This window comes from Rhizobium sp. CF080 (genome assembly GCF_000282095.2).
In the GTDB taxonomy this organism is placed as follows: domain Bacteria; phylum Pseudomonadota; class Alphaproteobacteria; order Rhizobiales; family Rhizobiaceae; genus Neorhizobium.
On the sequence record NZ_AKKC02000004.1, the window covers coordinates 247594 to 270120 of the forward strand.

The following is a 22527-nucleotide window of genomic DNA, read 5'->3' on the forward strand; positions in this document are numbered from 1 at the left end:
TGCGCGAATGCACCCGGCCTGCAGTCGCCATTTCGATGCGCGCACCAAATGGTGCTCACTTGCGTGCCGACGTGACAAACCATTGCTCGAAGCCGATATGGCCAAGGCGCGGATTGTTGTCGGAGACCAGAGATCCATCCTCCAGCCGGGCGCCGAAATAGCTCGCCTCGCGGTCAGCTTCCACCTTGCGGCGGTCACCAAGTGCCGTCAGATAGCGGGCGACCAGTTCGTTCAATCGCGACCGTTCGGGACCAGCGATCTCGATCGTGCCGTTGACCGGAGCAGCCAGTGCAACCTCCGCCATGGCGTCCGCAACGTCATCCGAGGCGATCGGCTGCACAAAGGCCGATGAAAGACGAACTGTGTCGCCAACGGTGCCGGACTGGGCGATGCCGCTCAGGAATTCCATGAACTGCGTCGAATGGACGATGGTGTAGGGTATTCCGGAAGCCTTGATCAGTTTCTCCTGGGCAAGTTTCGCCCGGAAGTAGCCGCTCTCCTGAAGCCGTTCGGTCCCCACGACCGAAAGGGCGACATGATGTTTGACCCCGGCAATCTTCTCCGCTGCAAGCAGGTTACGCCCCGACGTCTCGAAGAACTCCATGACAGCCTTGTCTTCAAACGAAGGGGAATTGGCGAGGTCGAGAACGACCTCAGCGCCGGCCAGGGCTGCGGCGAGACCTTCGCCGGTGATTGTATTGACGCCTGTGTTCGGCGAGGCCGCGATCACCTCATGCCCCTTGTTGCGCAGACGTTCGGTCGTCTTCGAACCGATGAGGCCGGTCCCGCCAATGATGACGATTTTCATGATGGCTCTCCCTTTGCGGTTGCCATTCGCTGCATCACTTAGTTCAAACCGGCCTTGTCGAGGCCATAGAGCTTGTCTGCGGAGCCGGGCACGGCCTTGAAAGCAATGCTAGCACGGTTCCAGGCATTGATGATCATGATGGAAAAGGTGAGATCGGAAATTTCTTTCTCCGACAGCTGGCCGCGGACCCGCTCGTAGAGTTCGTCTGGAATTCCCCCTTCGGGCAGTTCGGTGACAGCCTCCGTCCAGGCGAGAGCGGCGCGTTCGCGCGGAATGAAGAGGTTTGATTCCCGCCAGATGGCGACATGGTAGAGCCGCAATTCGCTCTCCCCATGGATCTTCGCTTCCTTGACATGCATGTCGAGGCAGAAGGCGCAGCCATTGATCTGTGAAGCCCGGATGTTCACAAGATCGCGGATCTTCTGTTCGATCGCGCTGTCTTTCAAGGACATGCTCAGCTCAGAGATTTTCTTGAAGAACTCGGGCGATTGCTGGGCGTAGTTCAGGCGCTGGGTCATAACCGTCTCCTCTTTAATTAAGGACTCTTGATATCCTTATGGATATAAAATATCCGTAATTGATGGACAGTAAAGCCCTCATCGCTTAGGCTGGAGGCATAAGGCTTATGCGCAGAGGTATGAGAGAATGGGGATGGACATCGTTTCTGCGTTGAAGACGTTTCTACGGGTCGCCGAGACGGGCTCCTTTTCGGCCGCGGCCATCGATCTCGGGCTCACACAACCCGCCGTCTCGCGACAGGTTTCGGCATTGGAAGACCATTTCAGCTCAAGGCTCCTGCATCGCACGACAAACGCGGTCGCGCTGACTTTCGAAGGCGAGCAAATGATCCCGATGGCAATGAGAGTGATTGAGGCGGTCGATGCCCTCGGCGACACCACATGCCCCGAAGCGGCCATCGCGGCGGGAAAGGTCAGGCTGAGTTTGCCCGCCCCGCTCGCGCTCTACATGAGCGATCGTCTCCCTGTGCTGCTCAAGGCCTATCCGAAGCTGTCAGTTGAGCTGATCTGTCGCGAGGAGCCGTCGGATCTGGTCGCCGACGGTATCGACATCGAGATCCGCCTTGGAGATGTCGGCAACAGCGGGCTGATCTGCCGGCGTATCGGCTGGACGACAGCGTTTCTCGTCGCCGCACCTGAATATCTGCAAAGAAAGGGGGCACCTGGAACCCCGCAGGAAATCGAGGGGCACGACTGCATCTGTTATAACCGTGGCGGCAACGGCCACTCCTGGTTCTTTTCGAACGGCTCGGATGAGGTTGCCGTGCGGGTTGCGCCCCGCCTAGGCGCGAACAATCCGGTCGCGGTTCGTCACGCCACGCTTGCGGGCAGCGGTCTTGCCATCCTGTCTCACATCCTCGTCAGTGCCGACATCGAGGCGAGAAGGCTGCTCAACGTGATGCCGGATTTTCCGCCTGTGCGGCTGCCGATCAACGTCGTTTATGCTTCCCGTCGCAATCTGCCACTGCGCGTGCGCACGGTCCTCGACTTCCTGATCGACGCCGTGCGGGAGGATGCACTCATGACGACGACCGAACGAGCTCCCTGCGGAGGGAACGGGTAAATCTACCGTGCGAATGGCACCTCAGGCGCGCGATCGGTGCCGCTTGCCTGACATCTTCGAACTCAAACACCCAACGAGGAAGCTCCATTCCTCGCGCTTCCCTGCAGGACCTGCAGGAGAGCCGTAATGTATCCATAGGTGAAGGCGAAGGCGGTGTTTTCGGGATCCGCGCCGGATATCTGCGGCACGTGGTCGGGCATGATCATGTATTGGTAGCCGACCTCGGCATAGGCCTGCAGCGACCGCCACATGTCCATGTCGCCCTCTTCGGGAAAGGTCTCCATGAAGGAGAGCTTGCGGCCGCGGATGTTGCGGAAATGAACATTGAACAGTTTGCCGCGCTCGCCGAACCAGCGGATAACGTCGAAAATTTCGCTTGCCGGGTCGTCGAGCATCTCGCCGACCGTCCCCTGGCAGAAATTGAGCCCGTGATAGGGGCTTTCCCGCATCTGCACAAACCGCTTCAGTCCTTCGACCGTGCCGAGCACGCGCGTCACGCCGCGATAACCCGGCGGCGTATAGGGATCGTGCGGATGGCAGGCGAGGCGGACTTTGTTGGCCTCGGCCACCGGCACGACCCGTTCGAGGAAATAGTCGATGCGCTCCCAGTTTTCGTCTTCGTCGACGATGCCGGCAATGGTCGGTGGCGCGCCGTGGTCGGCCTTCTCCCAACGGAAGGCCTCATTGCGCGAGCCGCCGCGGCCGATCTCGAGCTCGGTGCGCGGGATGCCGATGATGTTGAGGTTATATTTGACCGCCGGGATGCCAGCCTTCGCGGCATTCTCGATCAAGCGGCAGATGGAATCGATCTGCCGGTCCCGCTGCGGACCTTTCGTCAGCACGTCCGGACTGTACTGTTTCTCGATGACCCTCGAGCTCAACGGCAGCTGGATCATGTCGAGGATCAGGCCGAAACTCTCGATATGCTCGCGATGAGCGGAGAGCACGTCGAACGTCCAGTCGTGCGGATTGCCGGCCGGGTCCGCATTGACATGCTCGATGCCGAGCTGCGCCATGATCCTGTAGTCGTCGTCGTTCCTCGCCCTGAATTGCGTGCCGATATACATGGGTCCCTCCTAGACTTTTGTGAGCTGCGACAAAGAGGCGGGTGCCTCACCATAGGCTTCGCTGGCAGCTATGAGTTTTCGCGTGTAAGGTTCAGTCGCGCCGCCATTCACCAGCACATCGACCGGAAGAGTCTCGACCAGCTTTCCGGACTGCATCACGGCGGTCCTGTTACACATGTGTGCGACCACGCCGAGGTCATGCGTGACCATCAGGAAGGTCAGGCCGTGTTCTTCCTGCAGATCGCAAAGCAGATTGAGGATTTCCGCCTGCACCGATACGTCGAGCGCCGATGTCGGCTCGTCCAGCAGCAGGATCTCCGGCTTGAGCATGAGTGCCCGCGCAATCGCGACGCGCTGGCGCTGGCCGCCGGAGAGCTGGTGGGGGTAACGCCAGCGAAGCGCCTGCGGCAAGCCCACCGCGTCGAGTGACGCTTTGGCACGGGTTTCCGCATCAGGCACCTTCTGAATGCGCGCAGGTTCCATCAACTGCCGCCAGACAGTATGACGCGGATGCAGTGCCTCATACGGGTCCTGAAACACCATCTGCACCTTGCGGTAAAAATCCTTGCCGCGCTCTCGGCTGACATCTTCGCCCATCACCCTGAGCGTTGTCGCCGTGCTCGGAACAAGGCCCGTGATCGCCCTGAGTATGGTGGATTTGCCGGAGCCGGATTCGCCGACGAGCCCGAAGGTTTCGCCCGCAAGCACGGAAAAGCTCACGCCATCGACGGCACGCCGCGCGTCGTCCCCTTCCCCGAAGCTCACAATGAGGTTGTCGATCTCTATGATCGGTGTCTGGCTCTTCATGATGTCTACCATGCCGGATCGCGCTTTAGGACTGGAAGCCGTCGCCGCGGCGTGTGAATGCGGGGCATCGCGTCCAGCAGTCCCCGCGTATAAGGGTGAGTTGCCTGGTCGAGTTCGCCGGCCTTGAGGGTCTCGACGACATGGCCGCGATACATGATCAGGACACGGTCGCAGAAATGCCGGACCAGATTGAGATCGTGGCTGATGAAGATCAGGCCGAGGCCGCGCTTCCTCACCAGATCGTCCAGGAGATTGAGAATCTCGAGACGCACGGTAACGTCGAGCGCCGACGTCGCCTCATCGGCGATCAGGATTTCCGGTTCGGAAACCAGCATCATGGCGATCATGATGCGCTGGCCCATACCGCCCGACATCTCATGCGGATACATGCGGTAGACGCGCTCCGGATCGCGGATCTGGACCGCCTCCAGCATGGCCGCTGCCTTCCGTTTCGCCTCCGATGCGTTGGAGCGTGTATGAATCAGGTAGGCTTCGGCGATCTGTTCACCGACGGAAACGACCGGGTTCAGGGAATATTTGGGATCCTGCATGATGAGACCGATCCGTTTTCCGCGGATCCGTTCCATCGTCTTTTCCGAGGCCTGAAGCAGGTCGACATCCGGGAGGCACAACGTCTGGGCCTTGACCATGGCCGCACGCGGCGTCAGCCGCATGATTGCGCGCCCGGTCATGCTCTTGCCGGATCCGGATTCGCCGACAATGCCGAGCTTCTCCCGGCCAAGGTCGAAGGACACGCCACGAACGGCCTCGAACGGGCCAGCCACACCGTTGAAGCTGATGCGAAGGTCGCGAACCGATAACAATGGACTGTTCATGCTTACTCCTGCCTCGGGTCGAGTGCATCGCGCAACGCGTCGCCGGCGAGGTTGAACGCCAGGCTCACGGTCAGGATCGCAATGCCGGGCATGCTGACGACCCACCAGCTGTCGAGCATGAAGCGCCTGCCGGTGGAAACCATGGCACCCCATTCCGGCGTCGGCGGCTGAGCGCCCAGGCCGAGGAAGCCGAGGCCGGCTGCCGTCAGGATGATGCCCGCCATGTTCAGGGTGATGCGCACGACAACGGACGGAATGCAGAGCGGTACGATATGGGAGAGCACGATGCGCAGGTTACTCGCGCCCATCAGCCTCACCGCGGAAATGTGGTCGCGGTGTCGGAGGCTCAAGGACTCCGCCCGGGCCAGTCGCGCGATCGGCGGCCACTGCGTCAGGGCGATCGCGATGACTGCATTTTCGAGGCTCGGTCCAAGCGCCGCGACGAAGGCGAGCGCCAAAATGAGGCTCGGAAACGACAGAAAGAGTTCGGTGATCCGCATCAGGATCGTGTCGAGCCAGCCGCCGTAATAGCCGGCGAAGCAGCCGACCAGCATGCCGATGGGCGCAACGATGATGCTGACGATCACGATGATCGACAAGGTGATGCGGCTGCCCCACAGGATACGGCTAAATATATCCCGCCCCAGTTCGTCGGTTCCGAGCAGATGAGCACCGCCCGGTGGTCGAAGGGCCGATTGCAGATTCTGCTCGAAGGGCGAATATGTCGCGATCCACGGCACGAATATCGCCGCAAACACCAGCAGCAGGATAATGCCGAGACCGAGAAGCCCGAGCGGGTTGTCGGCAAAGCGCCGCCAGATCATCCAGATATTCTGGATCGCGGCCTGGGTTGGGCTTTCCGTATCCTCGGCGGTGAGCCAGGCTTTGAGGCCTTTGCTATTCGTTGTCATTTGATCCTCGGGTCGAAGAATTTGTAGAGCAGGTCCGAGATCAGGTTGAGCGTGATGAACACGCATCCGATGATCAGCGTGCAGGCGACCACCACATTCATGTCGCCGATGACCAGCGCATTGGTCAGATATTGTCCGAAGCCCGGCCATCCGAATACGGTCTCGATCAGCACCGCGCCTTCCAGCATGCCGCCATAGGACAGCGCGACGACGGTGACGAGCTGCACGCGGATATTCTTGAAGGCGTGTTTCCAGACAACGTTCCGGGCGCTGACGCCCTTGGCCCGGGCCGTCGTCACGTATTCCTGGTGCAGCTGCTCCAGCATGAAGCTGCGCGTGATGCGGCTGAGATAGGCAATCTTCGAATAGGCCAGGACCGAGGCGGGCAGTATGATGTGGCTGACCGCGCTCCAGAAAACATCCATGTCCCCCGCAAGCAGGGAATCGAGGAGCAGGAACCCGGTTTTCTCATCTGTCATGCCCTCGTAGTAGATATCGACACGGCCGGACCCGCCCACCCAACCGAGTTTGGCATAGAAGACCATCAGGCCGACCATGCCGATCCAGAAGATCGGGGTCGAGTGACCGAGGAGCGCGATCAGCCGGACGACGTGATCCGCTGCCCGTCCACGATTGACGGCAGCAAAGACCCCGAGGGGGATGCCGATCCCGGCTCCCAGTATGATCGTCACCGTCGCCAGCTCGATCGTCGCCGGCAGGACGCGGACGATATCGTCCATGACGGGGCGTCCCGTCAGCAGCGTCGTTCCGAAGTCGCCCCGGAAAAGCTGGCCGACGAATATGACGAACTGCCTGTAGAGCGGCTGGTCCAGCCCCAGCTCCTGCTGGACCTTCAGGTAGGTCGCGCGGTCAGCATCCGCGCCGACCACCGCGATCACCGGATCGACCGGCATCAGCCGGCCGATGACGAAGGTGAGGACGACGAGCAGCGCGAGTGTCGTGGCAACGCTGGCGAGCGTCGTGCTCCAGCGCGAGTACCTTCTCCAGTTCAGGCGTCTACCCGACGCCCGAACGGCATTGTCTGTAGCATGGGACATGCGAGGATTCCGACGTTAATCTTTCTTCTCGACCGCGTTCCAGCGTGTCATCCAGCTCGGGTCGCCGACATAGTTGATCAGCCGCGCGCTCTTCGCATAGGGATCGACGCGCCGTGAGATCGGAATGATCGGAGGAGCGGAATCCTCGAATATCTGCAGCGCCTTCTTGTAGAGTTGGACGCGCTTGGCTTCGTCGTCGGTGATCGCGGCCGCCTCGTCGAGCAACTTGTTGACCTCCGGCAGTTCGAAGGACGAACGCCAGGCCTGCAGGTTGGAGAGCGTAGCATCCGGCTTGTTGTCCGGATTGTAGGCATGCGTCCTGACCCATCCATCCGGATCGTCGGGAGCCGACGATGCGGTACGCCCGACGCCAAGCTGGAACTTGCGGTTACGCATCGGACCGTAGGTCTGGTCGCCGTTGCCCGTCTGGATCTCCGTCTTGATGTTGGCCGCGGTGAGGTTCTGCTGGATCGCCGCCGCCAGGTCGGCATAGGGCACGGAACTCAATGCGAGGATCTGCTTGCTGAAGCCGTTGGGATAGCCGGCGGCCGTCAACTCGGCCTTGCACTTCGCCGGATCGTAGACGTTGCCGATGTTCGGGATATAGCCGGGAATTTCCTCGGGCACGAACGTCGTGGTGTACTCGCCGTAGTTCTTCATTACGACGTCGTTGATGTCCTTGTAGTTGATGCAGTAGCGGATCGCCCGGCGGACTTCCGGCTTCTTGAGGTCCGGGTCTTCGGTGCTCATGTTGAAGTAATAGAAACCGGAGCCCTTGAGGCGGTCGATTACGATGTCGGGGTTCTTCGCAAGCCCGTCGATGTCCGCGGAAACCAGCTGGAAGCCGACGTCGAGGTCGCCTTTCTCCAGAAGCAGTCGTTGCGTCTGGGATTCCGGAAGATGGCGCACGACGACGCGACGCATGCTCGGCTTGCCGCCCCAATAGTCGTCGAAACGGTCGAGCAGGGCGATATCGTTCGGGTTCCAGCGGTTGAGCTTGAACGGACCGGAGCCGGCAGCGTTCGACGCCAACCAGGCGCGCCCCATATCGCCGTTCTTGGCATTCTTCTCGACCTCCTTGCTGTCGACGACCGCGGCATAGGCTCGGGTGAGCGCGCTCATCTTGAGCGAAGGTGCAATCGGAGCAGCTGCCTTGAGGACGAAGGTCTTTTCATCCTTGGCGATGAACTTCTCGGCGACATTGGCCGGCGTATAGCCCCACTGATCGTAGTAGGTCTTGGCCAGAAGGCCGAGTTTCACGGCACGGCTGAAGGAATAGGCCACATCCTCAGCCGTTACCTTGCGGCCGCTCTGGAACGTCGCCCGTTCATCGAGCGTGAACTCGATCGACCCGTCCGGCTGGACCGTCCAGGACTTGGCAAGCCCCGGCAGCAGCTTTCCGGGCGCTGTCAGATCGTTGCGCACCAGCGTGTCGTAAAGGTTGGAGATGATATGGTAGGATTCGTAGGAATTGACGTTGTGCGGATCGAGGCTGGTCAGGTTGACCATGTTCATGCCGATGATCAGCTGGTCCTTCGGTGTCGCCGCCTGGGCGGGGGCCATGACGATGCTTGCGGCAAGGACACTGGTTGCTGCGAGTAGGTAACGAATATGCGACATAAACTCCTCCGTTATCGCTTCGTCTGATGGGAGCGCGGTCTCGCCGTTCAGGTCGAGTTACGCGCGATGAGCTGGGGTCTGACGACAATGCTGTGCTGGACGAATTTCCCCTCGATCCGTTCGAGCAGCATGCGCATGCCGAGTTGGCCGATGCTGTATTTGTCGACATGCAGCGTCGAAAGCTTTGGCCTGACGAACTCCGCCAGAGGGATGCCGTCGAAGCCGATGATGCCGAGATCGTCCGGCACCCGGATGCCGAGCGCCTCACAGGTCTGAAGCGCGCCGACGGCATTGAGATCGTTGTAGCAGATCAGCCCGTCGACTTGCCCGTGAGCTTCCAGCAGCTCCCGGCTTGCAAGCGCGCCGCCGTTGACATCGGGCGTGCAGTAAACCGTGGCAACGGCCTCTGCGCCCAGGTCTGCGAAGACGGTGCGCAGCCCCTCCAGCCGCTCCATGGAGCCCCGTGAGGCAGCCGGACCGGCAATCACGCCGATCCGGCGTCGGCCGAGATTCCAGAGATGCTTCAGAGCATCCGCCGCTCCGGACCGATAGTCGATCATGATACTGCCGGCGATTTGCGGCTCGACCGTTCGGTTGACCAGAACAGCCGCCTTGAATGATTGCAGCGCCTTCACAAGTGGCTTTTCGGAAAGGCGGGCACTGCACCAGATGACACCGTCGACACGCTGGCTCTCCAGGATGCGCATCAGATCGATTTCCCGGTCTGGACTTTCCACCACGTTGCAGAGCAGCAGGTTGTATCCGTGCTGCAGAGCGACATTCTCAATCCCCCGGATTATCTCCGGAAAGAACGGATTGGCGATATCCGGCACAATGACGCCGACGATGCCCGACTTGTCGGACTTGAGCCCCCGGGCAAGCGCGTTGGGTCGGTAGCGCAGCTCGTGGGCAATCTGCTTGATACGTTCGGAGGTCTCCGGACCCGCGCCGCCACGGCCGTTCAGCACGCGCGACACCGTCATCGGCGAAACGCCGGCGGCACGCGCTATGTCGGACAGCTTGGCTTTACTCACCTTCGACCTCCCATCGATATCGATCTGGATAACGTTATCGTTAAACTAATACAAGCCGGAATTTTTGCCGATCCGGGAAAAAATTCTCTGCAACATGACCAAACAGCCAATGTGCGGCGCAATATTGACAAGCATGAGGGATTGATTCTACGTTATCGTTAACTCAAAAGCGGCAAGCTCAAGATGAAGAAAAACGCGCGCCACCATTTCGCTTGTGTGCTGAGCCCGCATTGTTCAGGTCGCCAACAGCACGCACCGCCCGCAATCGAGCGGCCCAGCATTCCCAACCTCAGAAATATCGACAATGGCAAAGATCATTCGACGCTACGACAACGCCAATGCACCAATCGTGACCGAAGGCGACGACACGCTCGACCTCGTCCATTTCAACCTCGTCTCGCTCAAAGCTGACGAGGAACACCGCTACCGATTGCCTCGGCACGAGTCGGTCGTAGTGGTGATGGAGGGCACCGTCGACATCACCGTCGATGACATCGCTTTTCAATCAGTCGGCAAGCGCAAGGACATCTGGTCCGGCAACGCTGACTCCGTTTATGCGCCGCTTGACGCGACCGTGACGGTAAGGGCGAAAACCAACACTCATGTGGCGATCGCCGGCGGCTTGACGGACGAGAAGCTGACGTCCTTGCGCATCCGGCCAGACGAGGTCGACATGGTTGACGTCGGTTCTCCCGAGACCCATACGCACCGGCAGATTTTTCACATCCTTGGCCAGCGTCAGAACGGCCGCGTCAGCCGCTTGCTGGTAAGCGAACTTTATGCCGATCCCGGCTGTTGGTCCGGCTATCCGCCGCACAAGCACGATACAGAAGATGGCGATCGAGAGACCGATCACGAGGAACTCTATCACTACCGCTTCTTTCCGGAGAACGGATTTGGCGGACAGGCGGTCTACGATGACGGAGAGGCCCCGCAGAATCTGCTGACCCGCAACGGCGACACCTTCCTTCTCGACAAGGGGTATCATCCGACCTCCACGTCACCCGGCCATCGTGGATATATCTTCACGATCCTGGTCGGCCGGCATCGCCGCGGCCTGATACAGCGCTTTGATCCTCGTCACGATTATCTTATGGAGGCCTTTCCCGGTATTCAGGCCATGCGGGAGAAATTCCGGTGAATATATTTAGGCGGCGACCTGATTGCCGATGGGCGGTAGTTGAATGGTTGCCCGTTCGACCGCCGTCAGCCATCCCTAGTTTTTTGCCGGTTGGTAACCGAGCCCGGCTGAGGCAGTGAGTCCTGCCGTGCGCAATAGATCGACATACTCGGATTTCCGGCTTTCATCGAAGCGGAACATCGGAAAGGAAATCGACATCGCGGCAATCGGTTTTCCGAGATAGTTGAAGATCGGCGCCGCCATGCATCGCACCCCCGCCTCGCTCTCTTCCACCTCCTCGGCAAAGCCGCGGCTGCGGGCCATCTGCAACTGCGCAAACAATTCCTGCGGATCGGTGATGGTGCGCGGCGCGAGCTTCGTCAGTTCCATCTTGTTGATCCGTTCACGGATCTCATCGTCATCGCGCCATGCAAGAAGCGCCTTGCCAAGCGACGTGCTGTGCAGCGGATTGCGCAACCCGAGCGTCGATTTCATCGAGAGACTGTAGGCGGAGTCGTATTTGTGGATGTAGACGACCTTCTGGTCTCGATCATCGAGAATACCGAGATTGACGGACTCACCGGTTACCCGGGATAGCTTTCCCATCGCCTGATCCGCCACGCGCAGCAGGTCCGTCTGCTCGGTCAGCGAGCGAGCACCGAGGCTGAAGAGTTTCAGCGTCAGTCCGTATTTTTCCGTCTCCGCATCCTGTTCCACATAGCCCAGTTCAACCATGGTCTGCAGCAGGCGATGCGCCGTGGTTTTTGACGTCATGGCTCGTTGGGCAAGATCTGCGAGACTCACCTTCTTTCCCTCGACCAACGCCTCCATCACGGCGAAGACCTTAAGAACAGCGGCGACATTTTCGGTTTTTGGGTTCAATTCGGACATAGCACTTATTCTATTTTTTTCGAAATCCTATTCTGGAATTCGGAAAAACCTGTGTCAAGATACGGACGTACATGTGGAAGACCGGCTCAGAGAGCAAAGTGCAACAGAAAAACACGGTTGAAAAGCCATAAGGAGTGTGATTTCCTAAAATCCGGAATAACATTCCGAATATTTTTGGGAGGACGTTCGGCATGCATCCGCTGCTGCGGCAAAAGCAACACATTATCCAGCGCAGTGACGTGTGCGATCTCATTGATCGACTGATCGACAACCTTGTTCATATCGAGGACCACACCGGCGAATTCCTGCTGCGCCTCGAGGACGGCCGCGTTATCGACACCAAAGGCTGGTCGGGCTGGGAATGGACCCACGGCGTCGCGCTTTTCGGCCTTCTCAAATATTGGCAGCTGACCGGCAACCAAAAGGTGATGGACATCATCGTCGACTGGTTTGAAGCTCGGCTTGCTGAAGGAACCCCCACAAAGAACATCAACACCGTCGCGCCGTTTCTGACCCTTGCCCATCTCTACGAGCTCACGGGAGATCCTCGGTGGCGGCCATACCTGGAAACGTGGGCCGAATGGGTGATGTACGAGATGCCACGCACCCGTGAAGGTGGGCTGCAGCACATCGTCTACAACAGCGTCAACGATCAGCAGATGTGGGACGACACGCTGATGATGAGCGTGTTGCCGCTTGCCAAGATCGGCCTCGTGCTCAAGCGCCCGGAGTTTGTGGAGGAGGCAAAATACCAGTTCCTGGTTCACGCCCAATATCTCACCGACACGCAGACCGGCCTCTGGTTCCACGGCTGGACCTTTGACGGCGATCACAATTTTGCCCGCGCCCGCTGGGCGCGCGGCAATAGCTGGATCACCATCGCCATTCCGGAATTCATCGAGCTCCTGGATCTCGCCGAAAACGATCCCCTCCGCCGCCATCTCGTGTCGCTGCTCGGCCGGCAGGCAGCCGCGCTGAAACTGCACCAGCATCCGTCGGGCCTGTGGCACACGCTGATCGATGATCCGTCAAGCTATCTGGAAGCCTCGGCGACTGCCGGCTTCGCTTATGGCCTGATGAAGGGCGTCCGCAAGCGGTATCTGGGCATCGAATATCTGGAAACCGCCGAAGAGGCCATGAAAGGCGTGATCGATAACATCAGCCCCGACGGAGAGCTCCAGCAGGTATCTTTCGGCACGGCGATGGGCAGAGATCTCGATTTCTATCGGCAGATCAAGCTGACATTCATGCCTTACGGGCAAGCGATGGCCATGCTCTGCCTGACTGAACTTTTACGCAGCTTCGTCTAGCGAGCTGCGTCGAGGAAGAATGGAGTGTGTCCGGCAGGAGGAGCCGACGCGCAGCAAGCCATGAACAACCACAACACATCCGGTGCCGATGAGGCGTTCCGGGTTAGAAGGAGGAGGACGAAATGACCAAACTGACAAGACGCGCATTATTGGGCACCATAGGAGCGGCTGCCGCCGCTTCTGCGCTTCCGGCCATGCCAGTGTTTGCTGCCGATCGCTCGATCCGGCACTATTGGTGGGGCAATCCGGAGCGCGACAAGCGCACCTTTGCTGTTATCGACACATTCCAGAAGAAGAATGCCGGCATCGCGGTCTCCGGCGAAACGATCGGCTGGGGCGATTATTGGACTAAGATGGCGACCCAGACCGCCGGCCGGAACATGGCCGACCTCGTGCAGATGGATTACCGGTTCCTGTTCGAATATGTCAATCGCGGGGCGCTGAAGCCTCTCGACGAATTCGCCGGCAAGAGCCTGATGATCGCCGACTTCGACAAGGGCCCCCTTGATGGCGGCCGGGTCGACGGAAAGCTCTATGCCCTCAACATCGGCTCGAACAGCCAGGTCATGGTCCACAATACACGCGCCTTCCAGGAAGCGGGCATCGACACCGACCTGATCAACTGGACCTGGGACGACTTCGCCAAAGTCTGCGAAAAGATTACGGCCAAGTCCGGGGGCAAGATGAAGGGCTCGGACGATCTGTCCCTGATGATCGAGACCTTCGAATCGTGGGTTCGCCAGAACGGCCGGGAATTCTACGGCCCCGACGGCAAGGTCACGGCGACAGCCGGAGACGTCACCGGTTGGTGGCAGATGTGGGCCGATCTGCGCAAGGCAGGGGTTGTTCGCGACAAGAACAAGACCGTTATCCTCGACCCGCCGATTGCCGAGTCAGGCGTCGCCGTCGGCGATACCGCAATGTCCCACTATTGGTCCAACCAGCTGGTCGGCATCCAGGCTGTGTCGAAGGACAAGATCGGCGCCGCCATGGTGCCCCACAAGGCTGGCGGCAAGCCTGGCCAGTTCATCAAGCCCTCGATGTTCCTGTCCCTCAGCCGCGACGCCAAGGACACGGAGGCCGCAATTGCCTACATGAACGCCTGGGTCAACGATCCCGAGATCACCGGCATTCTCGGCCTCGAACGCGGCATTCCTTGTTCGCCGAAGATCCGGGCGGCGCTCGCCCCGAAGCTCACTGAGGTCGAGAAGCTCTCGGTCGATTATTTCACTGCGATCCAGAGCAAGGTGGGGCCGCTGCCGCTGCCCGCCCCCAAGGGCGCTGGGGAGGTGCGAGACGCCTTCATGCGTATCGGCACCGACGTCGTGCTTGGCAAGGTGGAAGTTGCCAAAGCCGCGGGCACCTTCATCGAGGACGCCCAGGCAATCGTCGAACGCGCCCAGTAACAGGCGCTGGAATATCGAGGCCCCGGCGGCACCTGCCGCCGAGGCCTCTCTTCCGACAACAAGGTCGTTTCGATGAAACGTTTTTTTGCCCGCAATGCACCGGCCTATGTGTTTCTTCTTCCATGGCTGATCGGATTTTTCCTGCTCGCCCTGGGGCCGATCCTTGCGTCGCTTTATCTTTCCTTCACCCGCTACGACATGGTGAGCGCGCCCCGATGGATCGGCTGGGGCAATTACGAATACATGTTCACGCGTGACCGGCGCTTCTGGAAGGCGCTGGAAGTGACTTTTACCTATGTTGCGCTGGCTGTGCCCGCTCGCCTGATCATGGCCCTCGGTGTGGCCATGCTCCTCGACAAGGGCCTGCGGACGATCGGCCTTTACCGCGCCATCTTCTACCTGCCGTCCCTGCTGGGCGCTTCGATTGCTATCGCCATACTGTGGCGCCAGCTTTTTGCCGCCGACGGGGTGGTCAATCAGGTTCTGGCGATGGTGGGAATCCAGGGAGCCTCCTGGATCACCGATCCCGACACCTCGCTCTATACGCTGGTCGTGCTGGCCATGTGGCAGTTCGGCTCGCCGATGCTGATCTTTCTGGCTGGCTTGCGAGGCATTCCGCGCGATCTGTACGAGGCAGCGGAAATCGACGGCACGCCGGGCTGGCGGCAATTTACCCGCATCACTCTGCCGCTTCTTGCCCCGGTGATCTTCTTCAACCTGGTGCTGCAGACCATCGAGGCCTTCAAGACCTTTTCCAGCGCCTTCATCATCTCCAACGGCACCGGCGCTCCCTCCGACAGCCTCCTGTTTTATACGGTCTACCTGTTCAACGAGGCCTTCAAGTTCTTCCGGATGGGTTACGCATCGGCGCTTGCCTGGTTCCTGCTGGTCATCATAGCGGCCTTCACGGCGATCGCTTTCTTCACTTCCAAATATTGGGTGCACTATGAAAACGAGCGCGACTGATCTGGAACTCGCCATCCAGATGGACGAGGCCGCGCGCGTAGCCCACGCGCTGCGGCTGAAGCGCGACAGGGGTGAGCGCAACGGCCGGATCCTGAAGCATATCTTCCTGATCATCGTGTCATGCGTCATGCTCTATCCGCTGTTCTGGCTCCTCGCCTCCTCGTTGAAGCCGGAAAACGAAATTTTCGGCAGCCTGACGCTTTGGCCTTCCGAATTCCGGTTCGAGAACTATACGAAGGGCTGGTACGCCCTGCCGATCTCCTTCACGGTCTTCTATATAAATTCAGCGATCGTCACGGGCCTGTCGGTGATCGGCAACCTGGTCTCCTGCTCGTTCGCGGCCTATGCCTTTGCACGGCTGAACTTTACCGGACGCAGTTTCTTCTTCGCGCTGATGATGATGACCCTGATGATCCCCTATCACGTGGTTCTCATCCCTCAATATGTTCAGTTCCTGAACCTCGGCTGGGTCGATACCTATCTGCCGCTGGTGGTGCCGCGCTTCCTCGCCTCCGATGGATTCTTCATCTTTCTGATGGTGCAGTTCTTTCGGCAATTGCCACGCGAGCTGGACGAAGCAGCCATGATCGACGGCTGTTCGCCCTTCAAGATCTACTGGGCGATCATACTGCCACTTTCGCTGCCGGCCATGGGCACGGCCGCAATCTTCTCGCTGATCTGGGTTTGGGAGGATTTCCTGGCCCCGCTCATCTACCTCAACGACATCAAGAGCTATACCGTGCCGCTCGCGCTTCGCCTCTTCCTCGATCAGGAAGGACAGTCCGCCTATGGCCAGATGTTCGCGATGTCGGTCCTTTCACTGGTCCCGGTCGTCATCTTCTTCGTCCTGTTCCAGAAGCTCATCGTGCGCGGCATCGCCACCTCCGGAATGAAATAGGGAACAAGACGCATGGCAGGGTTGATGCTTCGAAACGTCAGCAAGCGCTATGGAGCGCTGTCCATCATCCAGGGGCTGAATCTGGACATCCACGACGGCGAGTTCCTTGTTCTCGTCGGGCCGTCGGGCTGCGGGAAATCGACGCTCCTGCGCATGATCGCAGGCCTCGAAGACATCAGCGAAGGGACGATCTCGATCGGCGGGAAGATCGTCAACGACTTGCCCGCCTCCAAGCGCGAGCTTTCTATGGTATTTCAAAGCTACGCTCTCTATCCTCATATGAGCGTGAGAAAGAACCTGGCTTTTGGCCTCCAGAACTTCAAGGTATCGCGCACCGAGGTGGTACGTCGGGTGGCGGAGGCCGCGCGCATCCTGCAGATCGAGCAGCTTATGGACCGCAAGCCGCGCCAACTTTCGGGCGGCCAGAAACAACGCGTCGCCATCGGCAGAGCGATCGTGCGCGAGCCGCAGCTTTTCCTGTTTGATGAGCCGCTTTCCAATCTGGATGCGGAACTGCGCGTGCAGATGCGGGCGGAACTCGCCTCGCTCTACGCACGCCTCGGCACCACGATGATCTATGTGACCCATGATCAGGTGGAAGCGATGACCATGGCAAGCCGGATCGTGGTCCTGCGCGGTGGCAAGATCGAGCAGCTCGGCACGCCGCAGGAACTCTATACCCGGCCGCAGAACCTCTTTGTTGCAGGCTTCATCGGCTCGCCGAAGATCAACATGCTGCAGGCGAAAGCAACACGCGACACGGGCAGGACCGTGGTGTCGGTGGCCGGCATGCCTGACTTTGCGATTGCCGAACTTCCCACCGACGATCAGGCGCTGACCTTATGCGTGCGCCCCTCGTCGCTGCGTGTCGGCAATGGCGATGTCACAGGCGAAGGCACGATCCGGCTGGTAGAATACCTTGGCAGCGAGACCTTGCTGCATATCACCCTCTCTTCAGGCCAGGTGCTGCTGGCCAGCGACAATGGGCGGACGCTCTACCGAATGGGTGATCCTGTCACGATCGGATTCGACCTCTCCGACCTCCATTATTTTGACAGCGCGGGCAACCGCATCGAACCCATCCAGAACGAAAGCCAAGCCCAGTGAAGATCGCCATTGTTGGATGCGGCTCGCGGCATCAGATGTTCCGCGATTCCGTTATTGAAGATTATGCTGACAGACATGAGATCGTTGCTCTCTGCGATAGCAACGCGCATCGCCTCGGCGAAGCGGCGCAGGCCGCCTCAAAACCCGGGACCAACGGCGTCGCGACCTACCTGGCCGCCGATTTCGACCGCCTGATCGCGGAACAGAGGCCGGATACGGTCGTCGTCGCGACGCCGGATTTCCTGCACGCCGATTACATCGTCCGTGCCTTCGAGGCTGGCTGCGACGTCATTTGCGAAAAGCCGCTGACGATCGATCTCAGCCGCCTCAAGCAGATCGTCGATGCCCAGGCGCGCACGGGGCGAAAGGTCACGGTGACGTTCAACTACCGCTATTCGCCGGCACGCACCCAGATCAAGGAGCTGATTTCCTCGGGAGCGATCGGCACGGTGACGGCGGTCGATTTCCGCTGGCACCTCGATCGGGTCCACGGCGCTGATTATTTCCGCCGTTGGCACCGCCAGAAAGAGAATTCCGGCGGGCTGCTGGTCCACAAATCGACCCATCACTTCGATCTTCTCAATTGGTGGCTGGGGACCGTGCCGACAGACGTCCTGGCCTCCGGCCGCCGCGTCTTTTATCGCCCGGAAATGGCGGTAGAACTTGGCCTCGCGGGTCGTGGGCCACGCTGCGCCGACTGTCCCGTGGCCCACAAGTGCGATTTCCGCCTTGACCTCGCAGCCGAGGGGAACCTGCGCAAGCTCTATGTGGAGGCCGAGCACGAAGACGGCTATTTCCGCGATCTTTGCGTATTCGACGAAGAAATCGGCATCGAGGATACGATGCAGGCGCATATCCGCTACGCCTCGGGCGTCACGGCCAACTACACCCTGACTGCCTATTCCCCCTGGGAGGGGTTGGAGATCAAGTTTCAGGGTACCAAAGGCGACATCACCCATAGACATGTCGAGGTCCACGGGGTTTTCGGCGGCCAACGGGTCCATGCGGACGAAGATGCGATCACGACGGAACTCCACCTGGCCGGCGAGCCTCCACGGCAGCTCGCCGTTCCGAAGGCAACAGGGGATCACGGCGGCGCCGATCCGGTCATGCTGGGCTATATCTTCGATCCGGAAAACATGCAGCCTGACCGCTATGGCCGCGCTTCCGATCATGTTGCCGGCGCCTGGTCCATCCTCACCGGCATCGCCGCCAATGCTTCCATAGAAACGGGCTCATTGGTCAATATCCAATCCATGCTCCGCGCTCGCGGCATCCACCTGAACAGGTAGCTCTCATGGCTTTTAATCTTCGCATCGGCGTCATCGGCATAGACCATGGGCACATCTACGGCATGATCAACGGCATGCTGGATGCTGGCGCCACGCTCGTTGCATGGACAACGGGCGAGGAGACCCCGGAGCCTGTCCGCAAGACATTCCAGGAAACCTATCCGGATCTGCCGGCCCGCTCGATGCAGGCCATCCTCGACGACGAAAGCATTTCCCTTGTCCTTTTGTCCGGGATCAACAGCGAGCGCGCCCACATCGCGGTCGCGGCGATGTCGCACGGCAAGGACGTCCTGGTCGACAAACCCGGCTGCACCAACCTGGAACAGCTGGCAGATATCCAACGCACCGTTGGCGAGACAGGGCGACGTTGGGTCGTGTCCTTTTCCGAACGCGTCTCCGTCGAAAGCGCCACCCTGGCGGATCGGCTGATTGCCGAGGGTCGGATCGGCAAGGTGGTCCAGACGTTAGGTCTCGGGCCGCATCGCATGAATGCTCATCTCAGACCGGCATGGTTCTGGGACCGAGCCCGCTGCGGTGGGATTCTCGCCGATATCTGCGCGCACCAGTTCGACCAGTTCCTGCATTTTACCGGATCGACCGACGCACGCGTGGTTTCCGCCCACGTGGCCAACGTAGCAAACCCGGATCGGCCTTCATTTCAAGATTTCGGCGAGGTGCTGCTGGACGGCAATGGCGGTCGCGGTTATGCCCGGGTGGATTGGCTAACGCCGGACGGTCTTCCCGTCTGGGGCGACGGCAGGATCACCGTTCTGGGAACGGAAGGTTATATAGAGCTGCGCAAATATATCGATATCGCTGGTCGCGACGGCCAGGACCACGTCTTCCTGGCCGACAAGTCGGGCGTGCAGCGGTTCGAGGCGAAAGGTGCCGGAAAGCCCTTCTTCGCCCGCCTGGTTGCCGACGTGGAAAGGCGGAGCGAGACGGCCATGGCCCAGTCCCATGCGTTCCTTGCCACCCGGTTGGGACTGCAGGCGCAACTCATCGCGGAAGAGAAAGCACCCCGATGACGGAGCGCATCCGTGTCGCCGTCATCGGCGCGGGTATAGGCAAGGCTCATATCGCCGCCTATGCGGAACTAGCCGATCTGTTCGATGTCCGTTACGTCTGCGACCTCAACCTCCCTCGCGCCGAGGAGGCGGCGCAGCAGGCTCCAGGCAGTCGAGCTGTTCCCGACATCAACGAGGTCTTCGCCGACCCCCTCGTGGATCTGGTTGACATCTGCCTGCCGCCTCAACTGCATGCGCCGATGACGCTTGCCGCACTGGAAGCAGGAAAACACGTCATCTGCGAGAAGCCTCTTGCCGGTTCAATTGCCGAGGTGCACCGGATCGCCGACAGCTCCGCACGAACGGGGCGGCAGGTCTTTCCCGTATTCCAGTATCGCTATGGCACCGGCTACCGAGCTGCGCATGAATTGAAGGTCCGCGGGCTTCTGGGCAGGCCTTACGTGGTGGCGCTGGAGACCCATTGGCAACGCGGATCTGCGTATTACGCCGAGCGCTGGCGGGGCACCTGGAAAGGCGAACTTGGCGGCGTGCTCCTCAGCCATGCGTGTCACATCCACAATCTGACGACTCATCTTGTCGGAGATGTCGTGGAGGTTGCCGCCTTCCTCGACACACGCGTCAATCCCATTGAGACCGAAGACTGCGCGTCGCTTTCGATGCGCACCGCAAGGGGCGCGTTGGTCACGTCCTCAGTCACCTTGGGTGCGGCTGGAAACAGCTCGCGGCTGAGGATGTGTTTCGAGCATGTCACCGTCACGTCGGGCACGGAACCCTACCAGATAGGGGCGGGACCGTGGACATTCGAAGCCACCGACCCCTCGCGGCAGGCGGAGATCGAAACCGCAATACAAGAGATACCCGACGTTCTTCCGCGATTTCCGGGATTATTCGCGGATGTCCATGCGCGGCTCACCGGCAAACCGGACCTTTATCTGCCGTCGCTTCAGGAAAGCTATCACTCGATCGAGCTCGTGACGGCAATCTATGCATCCGCCAGAGAAAGCCAGGTCGTAAGCCTGCCGCTTTCTGCAGATCACCCCTTGGCCACCGGCTGGCTGCCGGGCTGATCGATGACGCGTTGATCATCGTGCAATTATCGACAGCAGGCTCAGGCGGCTGAGGCTCGCTCAGCGACCGCGCGATGGACTGCTGTCTGAAGTTGTTCCTGAGTGAAGGGTTTTGTCATCCGCAGGAGATTTGAAAGCCCGTGATCTTCCGGTAGTTCAGCATATCCCGAAGCGAGGATCACCGGCAGGCTCGGATAAGCCGAGATGATCAAGCGTGCCAGCTCCGCGCCCGTCATGCCCGGCATGGCGTGGTCCGTGATTATCAGGTCGAACCTCTGGTCAGAGCCAAGGATCTCAAGGGCGACGGCCGCCGAGGGCGCCTCCGTGGTGACATGGCCAAGATCCTCCAGCATCGCCGACGTTCCCATGCTGACGAGCGGATCGTCATCCACCACAAGCACCGTCAATGCATGCGGGAAATTGGGAGCGGGCTCCTGCGATATGGCCTCCGGTGCTGGCGGCGCCGCCACGATGTTTTCGGCGATCGGCAACCAGAGGGCCACCGTCGTTCCCTCTCCCTTGGTGCTCGACAGGTCTAGGATACCGCCTGATTGCGCCGCGAGACCATGCACCATCGAAAGTCCAAGACCGGTCCCCTTTCCAGGCCCTTTCGTCGTAAAAAACGGCTCAGTCGCACGGGTCACCGTGGCTTCGTCCATACCTTCTCCGGTGTCCGAGACTGAAATCCGCACATAGCGTCCGGCGGTCAGGCTGCCGGGCCGCGAGACGTCTTTCTCCTCTGCGGACACCATGATCGTGCCGCCCCCGGTCATGGCGTCTCGCGCGTTGACGAACAGATTGAGGAGGGCAAGTTCGAGCTGATTGCTATCGACCAACAATTGCGGGAGCCGTGGCGGAATGTCTTTTCTGATATCCACCCCGGGTCCCAGCGCCTTGCTGAGGAGGTCCTGAATGTTCTCGAAGAGCTCGGCAAAATCGACCGCCTGCGGCTTCAGTTCCTGGCGGCGCGCGAACGCGAGCAGTCGCTGGGTCAAAGCTGCGCCCCGCTCGGCCGCTTGAATCGCATTGGCGACCAGGCGCTCGCTCTTCTCATCGACAGGAAGCCGCTTCTTCAGGAGGTTCAAACTGCCCAGGACCGCCATCAGCAGGTTGTTGAAGTCGTGGGCGACCCCACCGGTCAACTGGCCGATCGTATCGAGTTTTTGCGCCTCGAAGAGTTGAGCGAGCGCTTCTTCACGCTCGCGCGTCTTCTGGTCGATCCGTTCTTCGAGTTCTTCATTAAGTTGACGCAGCTGGTTCGAAGACGCTTCAAGCTCGGCGGTGCGCTCCCGGACCCTATCCTCGAGCTCGGCATTCAACCGCTCGAGCTCCCTTGTCTTCCGGTACAGGTCCGCGAACACCCGTACCTTGGCACGCAGAACTTCCGGAACGATGGGAACGGAGACGTAATCAACGGCTCCCGCCGCATAACCGCGCAAGCGGTCCGGTTCCGCCATCATCACGGCCGATACGAAAATGATCGCCGTATGCTGGTACCGGGGATGCTCGCGGATCATGCTGACGAGCTCGAACCCGTCCTGCTCCGGCATACAGACATCCACGAGAATGACGGCGATATCGTTGCGCAGGAGATGCTCCAACGCCTCTCTGCCGGACTGGGCCTTTATAAGATTTTCGCCCAGCTCCTGAAGTACAACCTCATAGCTAAGGAGTTTTGCCGGCTGATCATCCACGAGGAGGATATTGACAGGGTTCATAG

General features: G+C 60.0%; 21 protein-coding genes. 10 read left to right on the forward strand and 11 right to left on the reverse strand.

Annotated elements, in window-relative coordinates:
• Positions 1-55 precede the first annotated feature (55 nt).
• On the reverse strand, positions 56-808 hold the full coding sequence (locus tag PMI07_RS08255) for an SDR family oxidoreductase (RefSeq protein ID WP_007762785.1): 753 nt from the start codon (positions 806-808) through the stop codon (positions 56-58).
• A gap of 38 nt (positions 809-846) precedes the next feature.
• The gene (locus tag PMI07_RS08260) at positions 847-1326 is read right to left on the reverse strand and encodes a carboxymuconolactone decarboxylase family protein (protein WP_007762787.1); all 480 of its coding nucleotides are present in this window, start codon (positions 1324-1326) and stop codon (positions 847-849) included.
• Positions 1327-1459: 133 nt separating this feature from the next.
• Between PMI07_RS08260 and PMI07_RS08265 the strand changes: the two genes are divergently transcribed.
• Complete coding sequence (locus PMI07_RS08265; protein ID WP_037085997.1) at positions 1460-2389, forward strand: LysR family transcriptional regulator; 930 nt, start codon at positions 1460-1462, stop codon at positions 2387-2389.
• 62 nt (positions 2390-2451) lie between these two features.
• Here the strand turns inward: PMI07_RS08265 and PMI07_RS08270 are convergent, their stop codons facing one another.
• Genes PMI07_RS08270 through PMI07_RS08300 form a run of 7 tightly spaced genes read right to left on the reverse strand, consistent with a single transcriptional unit; the run spans position 2452 to position 9722 of the window.
• Positions 2452-3456 carry a mannonate dehydratase gene (locus PMI07_RS08270; protein WP_007762791.1) on the reverse strand — a complete coding sequence of 335 codons (1005 nt, stop codon included), beginning with the start codon at positions 3454-3456 and terminating at the stop codon, positions 2452-2454.
• A gap of 9 nt (positions 3457-3465) precedes the next feature.
• Positions 3466-4263: an ABC transporter ATP-binding protein gene (locus tag PMI07_RS08275; protein WP_037086439.1), complete on the reverse strand. Its 798-nt coding sequence runs from the start codon at positions 4261-4263 to the stop codon at positions 3466-3468.
• Between the two features lie 5 nt (positions 4264-4268).
• Positions 4269-5099, reverse strand: coding sequence for an ABC transporter ATP-binding protein (locus PMI07_RS08280; RefSeq protein WP_007762797.1), 831 nt, complete (start codon positions 5097-5099; stop codon positions 4269-4271).
• Between the two features lie 2 nt (positions 5100-5101).
• On the reverse strand, positions 5102-6010 hold the full coding sequence (locus tag PMI07_RS08285) for an ABC transporter permease (RefSeq protein ID WP_024163665.1): 909 nt from the start codon (positions 6008-6010) through the stop codon (positions 5102-5104).
• Complete coding sequence (locus PMI07_RS08290; protein ID WP_037086441.1) at positions 6007-7023, reverse strand: ABC transporter permease; 1017 nt, start codon at positions 7021-7023, stop codon at positions 6007-6009. Before PMI07_RS08290 ends, PMI07_RS08285 begins: the two co-directional genes overlap by 4 nt.
• A 60-nt stretch (positions 7024-7083) precedes the next feature.
• The gene (locus PMI07_RS08295) at positions 7084-8688 is read right to left on the reverse strand and encodes an ABC transporter substrate-binding protein (RefSeq protein WP_007764665.1); all 1605 of its coding nucleotides are present in this window, start codon (positions 8686-8688) and stop codon (positions 7084-7086) included.
• Between the two features lie 47 nt (positions 8689-8735).
• Complete coding sequence (locus PMI07_RS08300; RefSeq protein WP_007764654.1) at positions 8736-9722, reverse strand: LacI family DNA-binding transcriptional regulator; 987 nt, start codon at positions 9720-9722, stop codon at positions 8736-8738.
• A gap of 304 nt (positions 9723-10026) precedes the next feature.
• Between PMI07_RS08300 and PMI07_RS08305 the strand changes: the two genes are divergently transcribed.
• Positions 10027-10863, forward strand: coding sequence for a 5-deoxy-glucuronate isomerase (locus PMI07_RS08305; protein ID WP_007764652.1), 837 nt, complete (start codon positions 10027-10029; stop codon positions 10861-10863).
• A 75-nt stretch (positions 10864-10938) separates the two neighbouring features.
• On the opposite strand, the gene kdgR is transcribed toward PMI07_RS08305, so the two are convergent.
• On the reverse strand, positions 10939-11733 hold the full coding sequence (kdgR, locus tag PMI07_RS08310; protein WP_007764649.1) for a DNA-binding transcriptional regulator KdgR: 795 nt from the start codon (positions 11731-11733) through the stop codon (positions 10939-10941).
• A gap of 191 nt (positions 11734-11924) precedes the next feature.
• Here kdgR and PMI07_RS08315 point away from each other — a divergent pair, with 191 nt between their 5' ends.
• From PMI07_RS08315 to PMI07_RS08350, 8 genes are all read left to right on the forward strand, one after another.
• Positions 11925-13043 (forward strand): glycoside hydrolase family 88 protein, encoded by a 1119-nt coding sequence (locus PMI07_RS08315; RefSeq protein WP_007764644.1) that lies wholly within the window; start codon positions 11925-11927, stop codon positions 13041-13043.
• Positions 13044-13165: 122 nt separating this feature from the next.
• A complete protein-coding gene (locus PMI07_RS08320) occupies positions 13166-14449 on the forward strand; it encodes an extracellular solute-binding protein (protein WP_024163666.1) in 1284 nt (427 codons plus the stop codon).
• Between the two features lie 72 nt (positions 14450-14521).
• On the forward strand, positions 14522-15415 hold the full coding sequence (locus PMI07_RS08325; RefSeq protein ID WP_007758916.1) for a sugar ABC transporter permease: 894 nt from the start codon (positions 14522-14524) through the stop codon (positions 15413-15415).
• A 127-nt stretch (positions 15416-15542) separates the two neighbouring features.
• Positions 15543-16313 (forward strand): carbohydrate ABC transporter permease, encoded by a 771-nt coding sequence (locus PMI07_RS08330; RefSeq protein WP_245277156.1) that lies wholly within the window; start codon positions 15543-15545, stop codon positions 16311-16313.
• A 12-nt stretch (positions 16314-16325) separates the two neighbouring features.
• Positions 16326-17420, forward strand: a complete 1095-nt coding sequence (locus tag PMI07_RS08335) for an ABC transporter ATP-binding protein (RefSeq protein ID WP_007758921.1) — start codon at positions 16326-16328, stop codon at positions 17418-17420.
• Between the two features lie 35 nt (positions 17421-17455).
• Complete coding sequence (locus tag PMI07_RS08340) at positions 17456-18712, forward strand: Gfo/Idh/MocA family oxidoreductase (RefSeq protein WP_245277113.1); 1257 nt, start codon at positions 17456-17458, stop codon at positions 18710-18712.
• Positions 18713-18717: 5 nt separating this feature from the next.
• On the forward strand, positions 18718-19740 hold the full coding sequence (locus PMI07_RS08345) for a Gfo/Idh/MocA family oxidoreductase (protein ID WP_007758926.1): 1023 nt from the start codon (positions 18718-18720) through the stop codon (positions 19738-19740).
• Entirely contained in the window at positions 19737-20807 is a 1071-nt protein-coding gene (locus tag PMI07_RS08350) for a Gfo/Idh/MocA family oxidoreductase (protein ID WP_007758928.1), read from the forward strand. The genes PMI07_RS08345 and PMI07_RS08350 overlap by 4 nt, the downstream gene beginning before the upstream one ends.
• 41 nt (positions 20808-20848) lie before the next feature.
• Here PMI07_RS08350 and PMI07_RS08355 read toward each other — a convergent pair whose 3' ends face one another.
• The gene (locus tag PMI07_RS08355) at positions 20849-22525 is read right to left on the reverse strand and encodes a response regulator (RefSeq protein WP_007758930.1); all 1677 of its coding nucleotides are present in this window, start codon (positions 22523-22525) and stop codon (positions 20849-20851) included.
• Positions 22526-22527 lie beyond the last annotated feature (2 nt).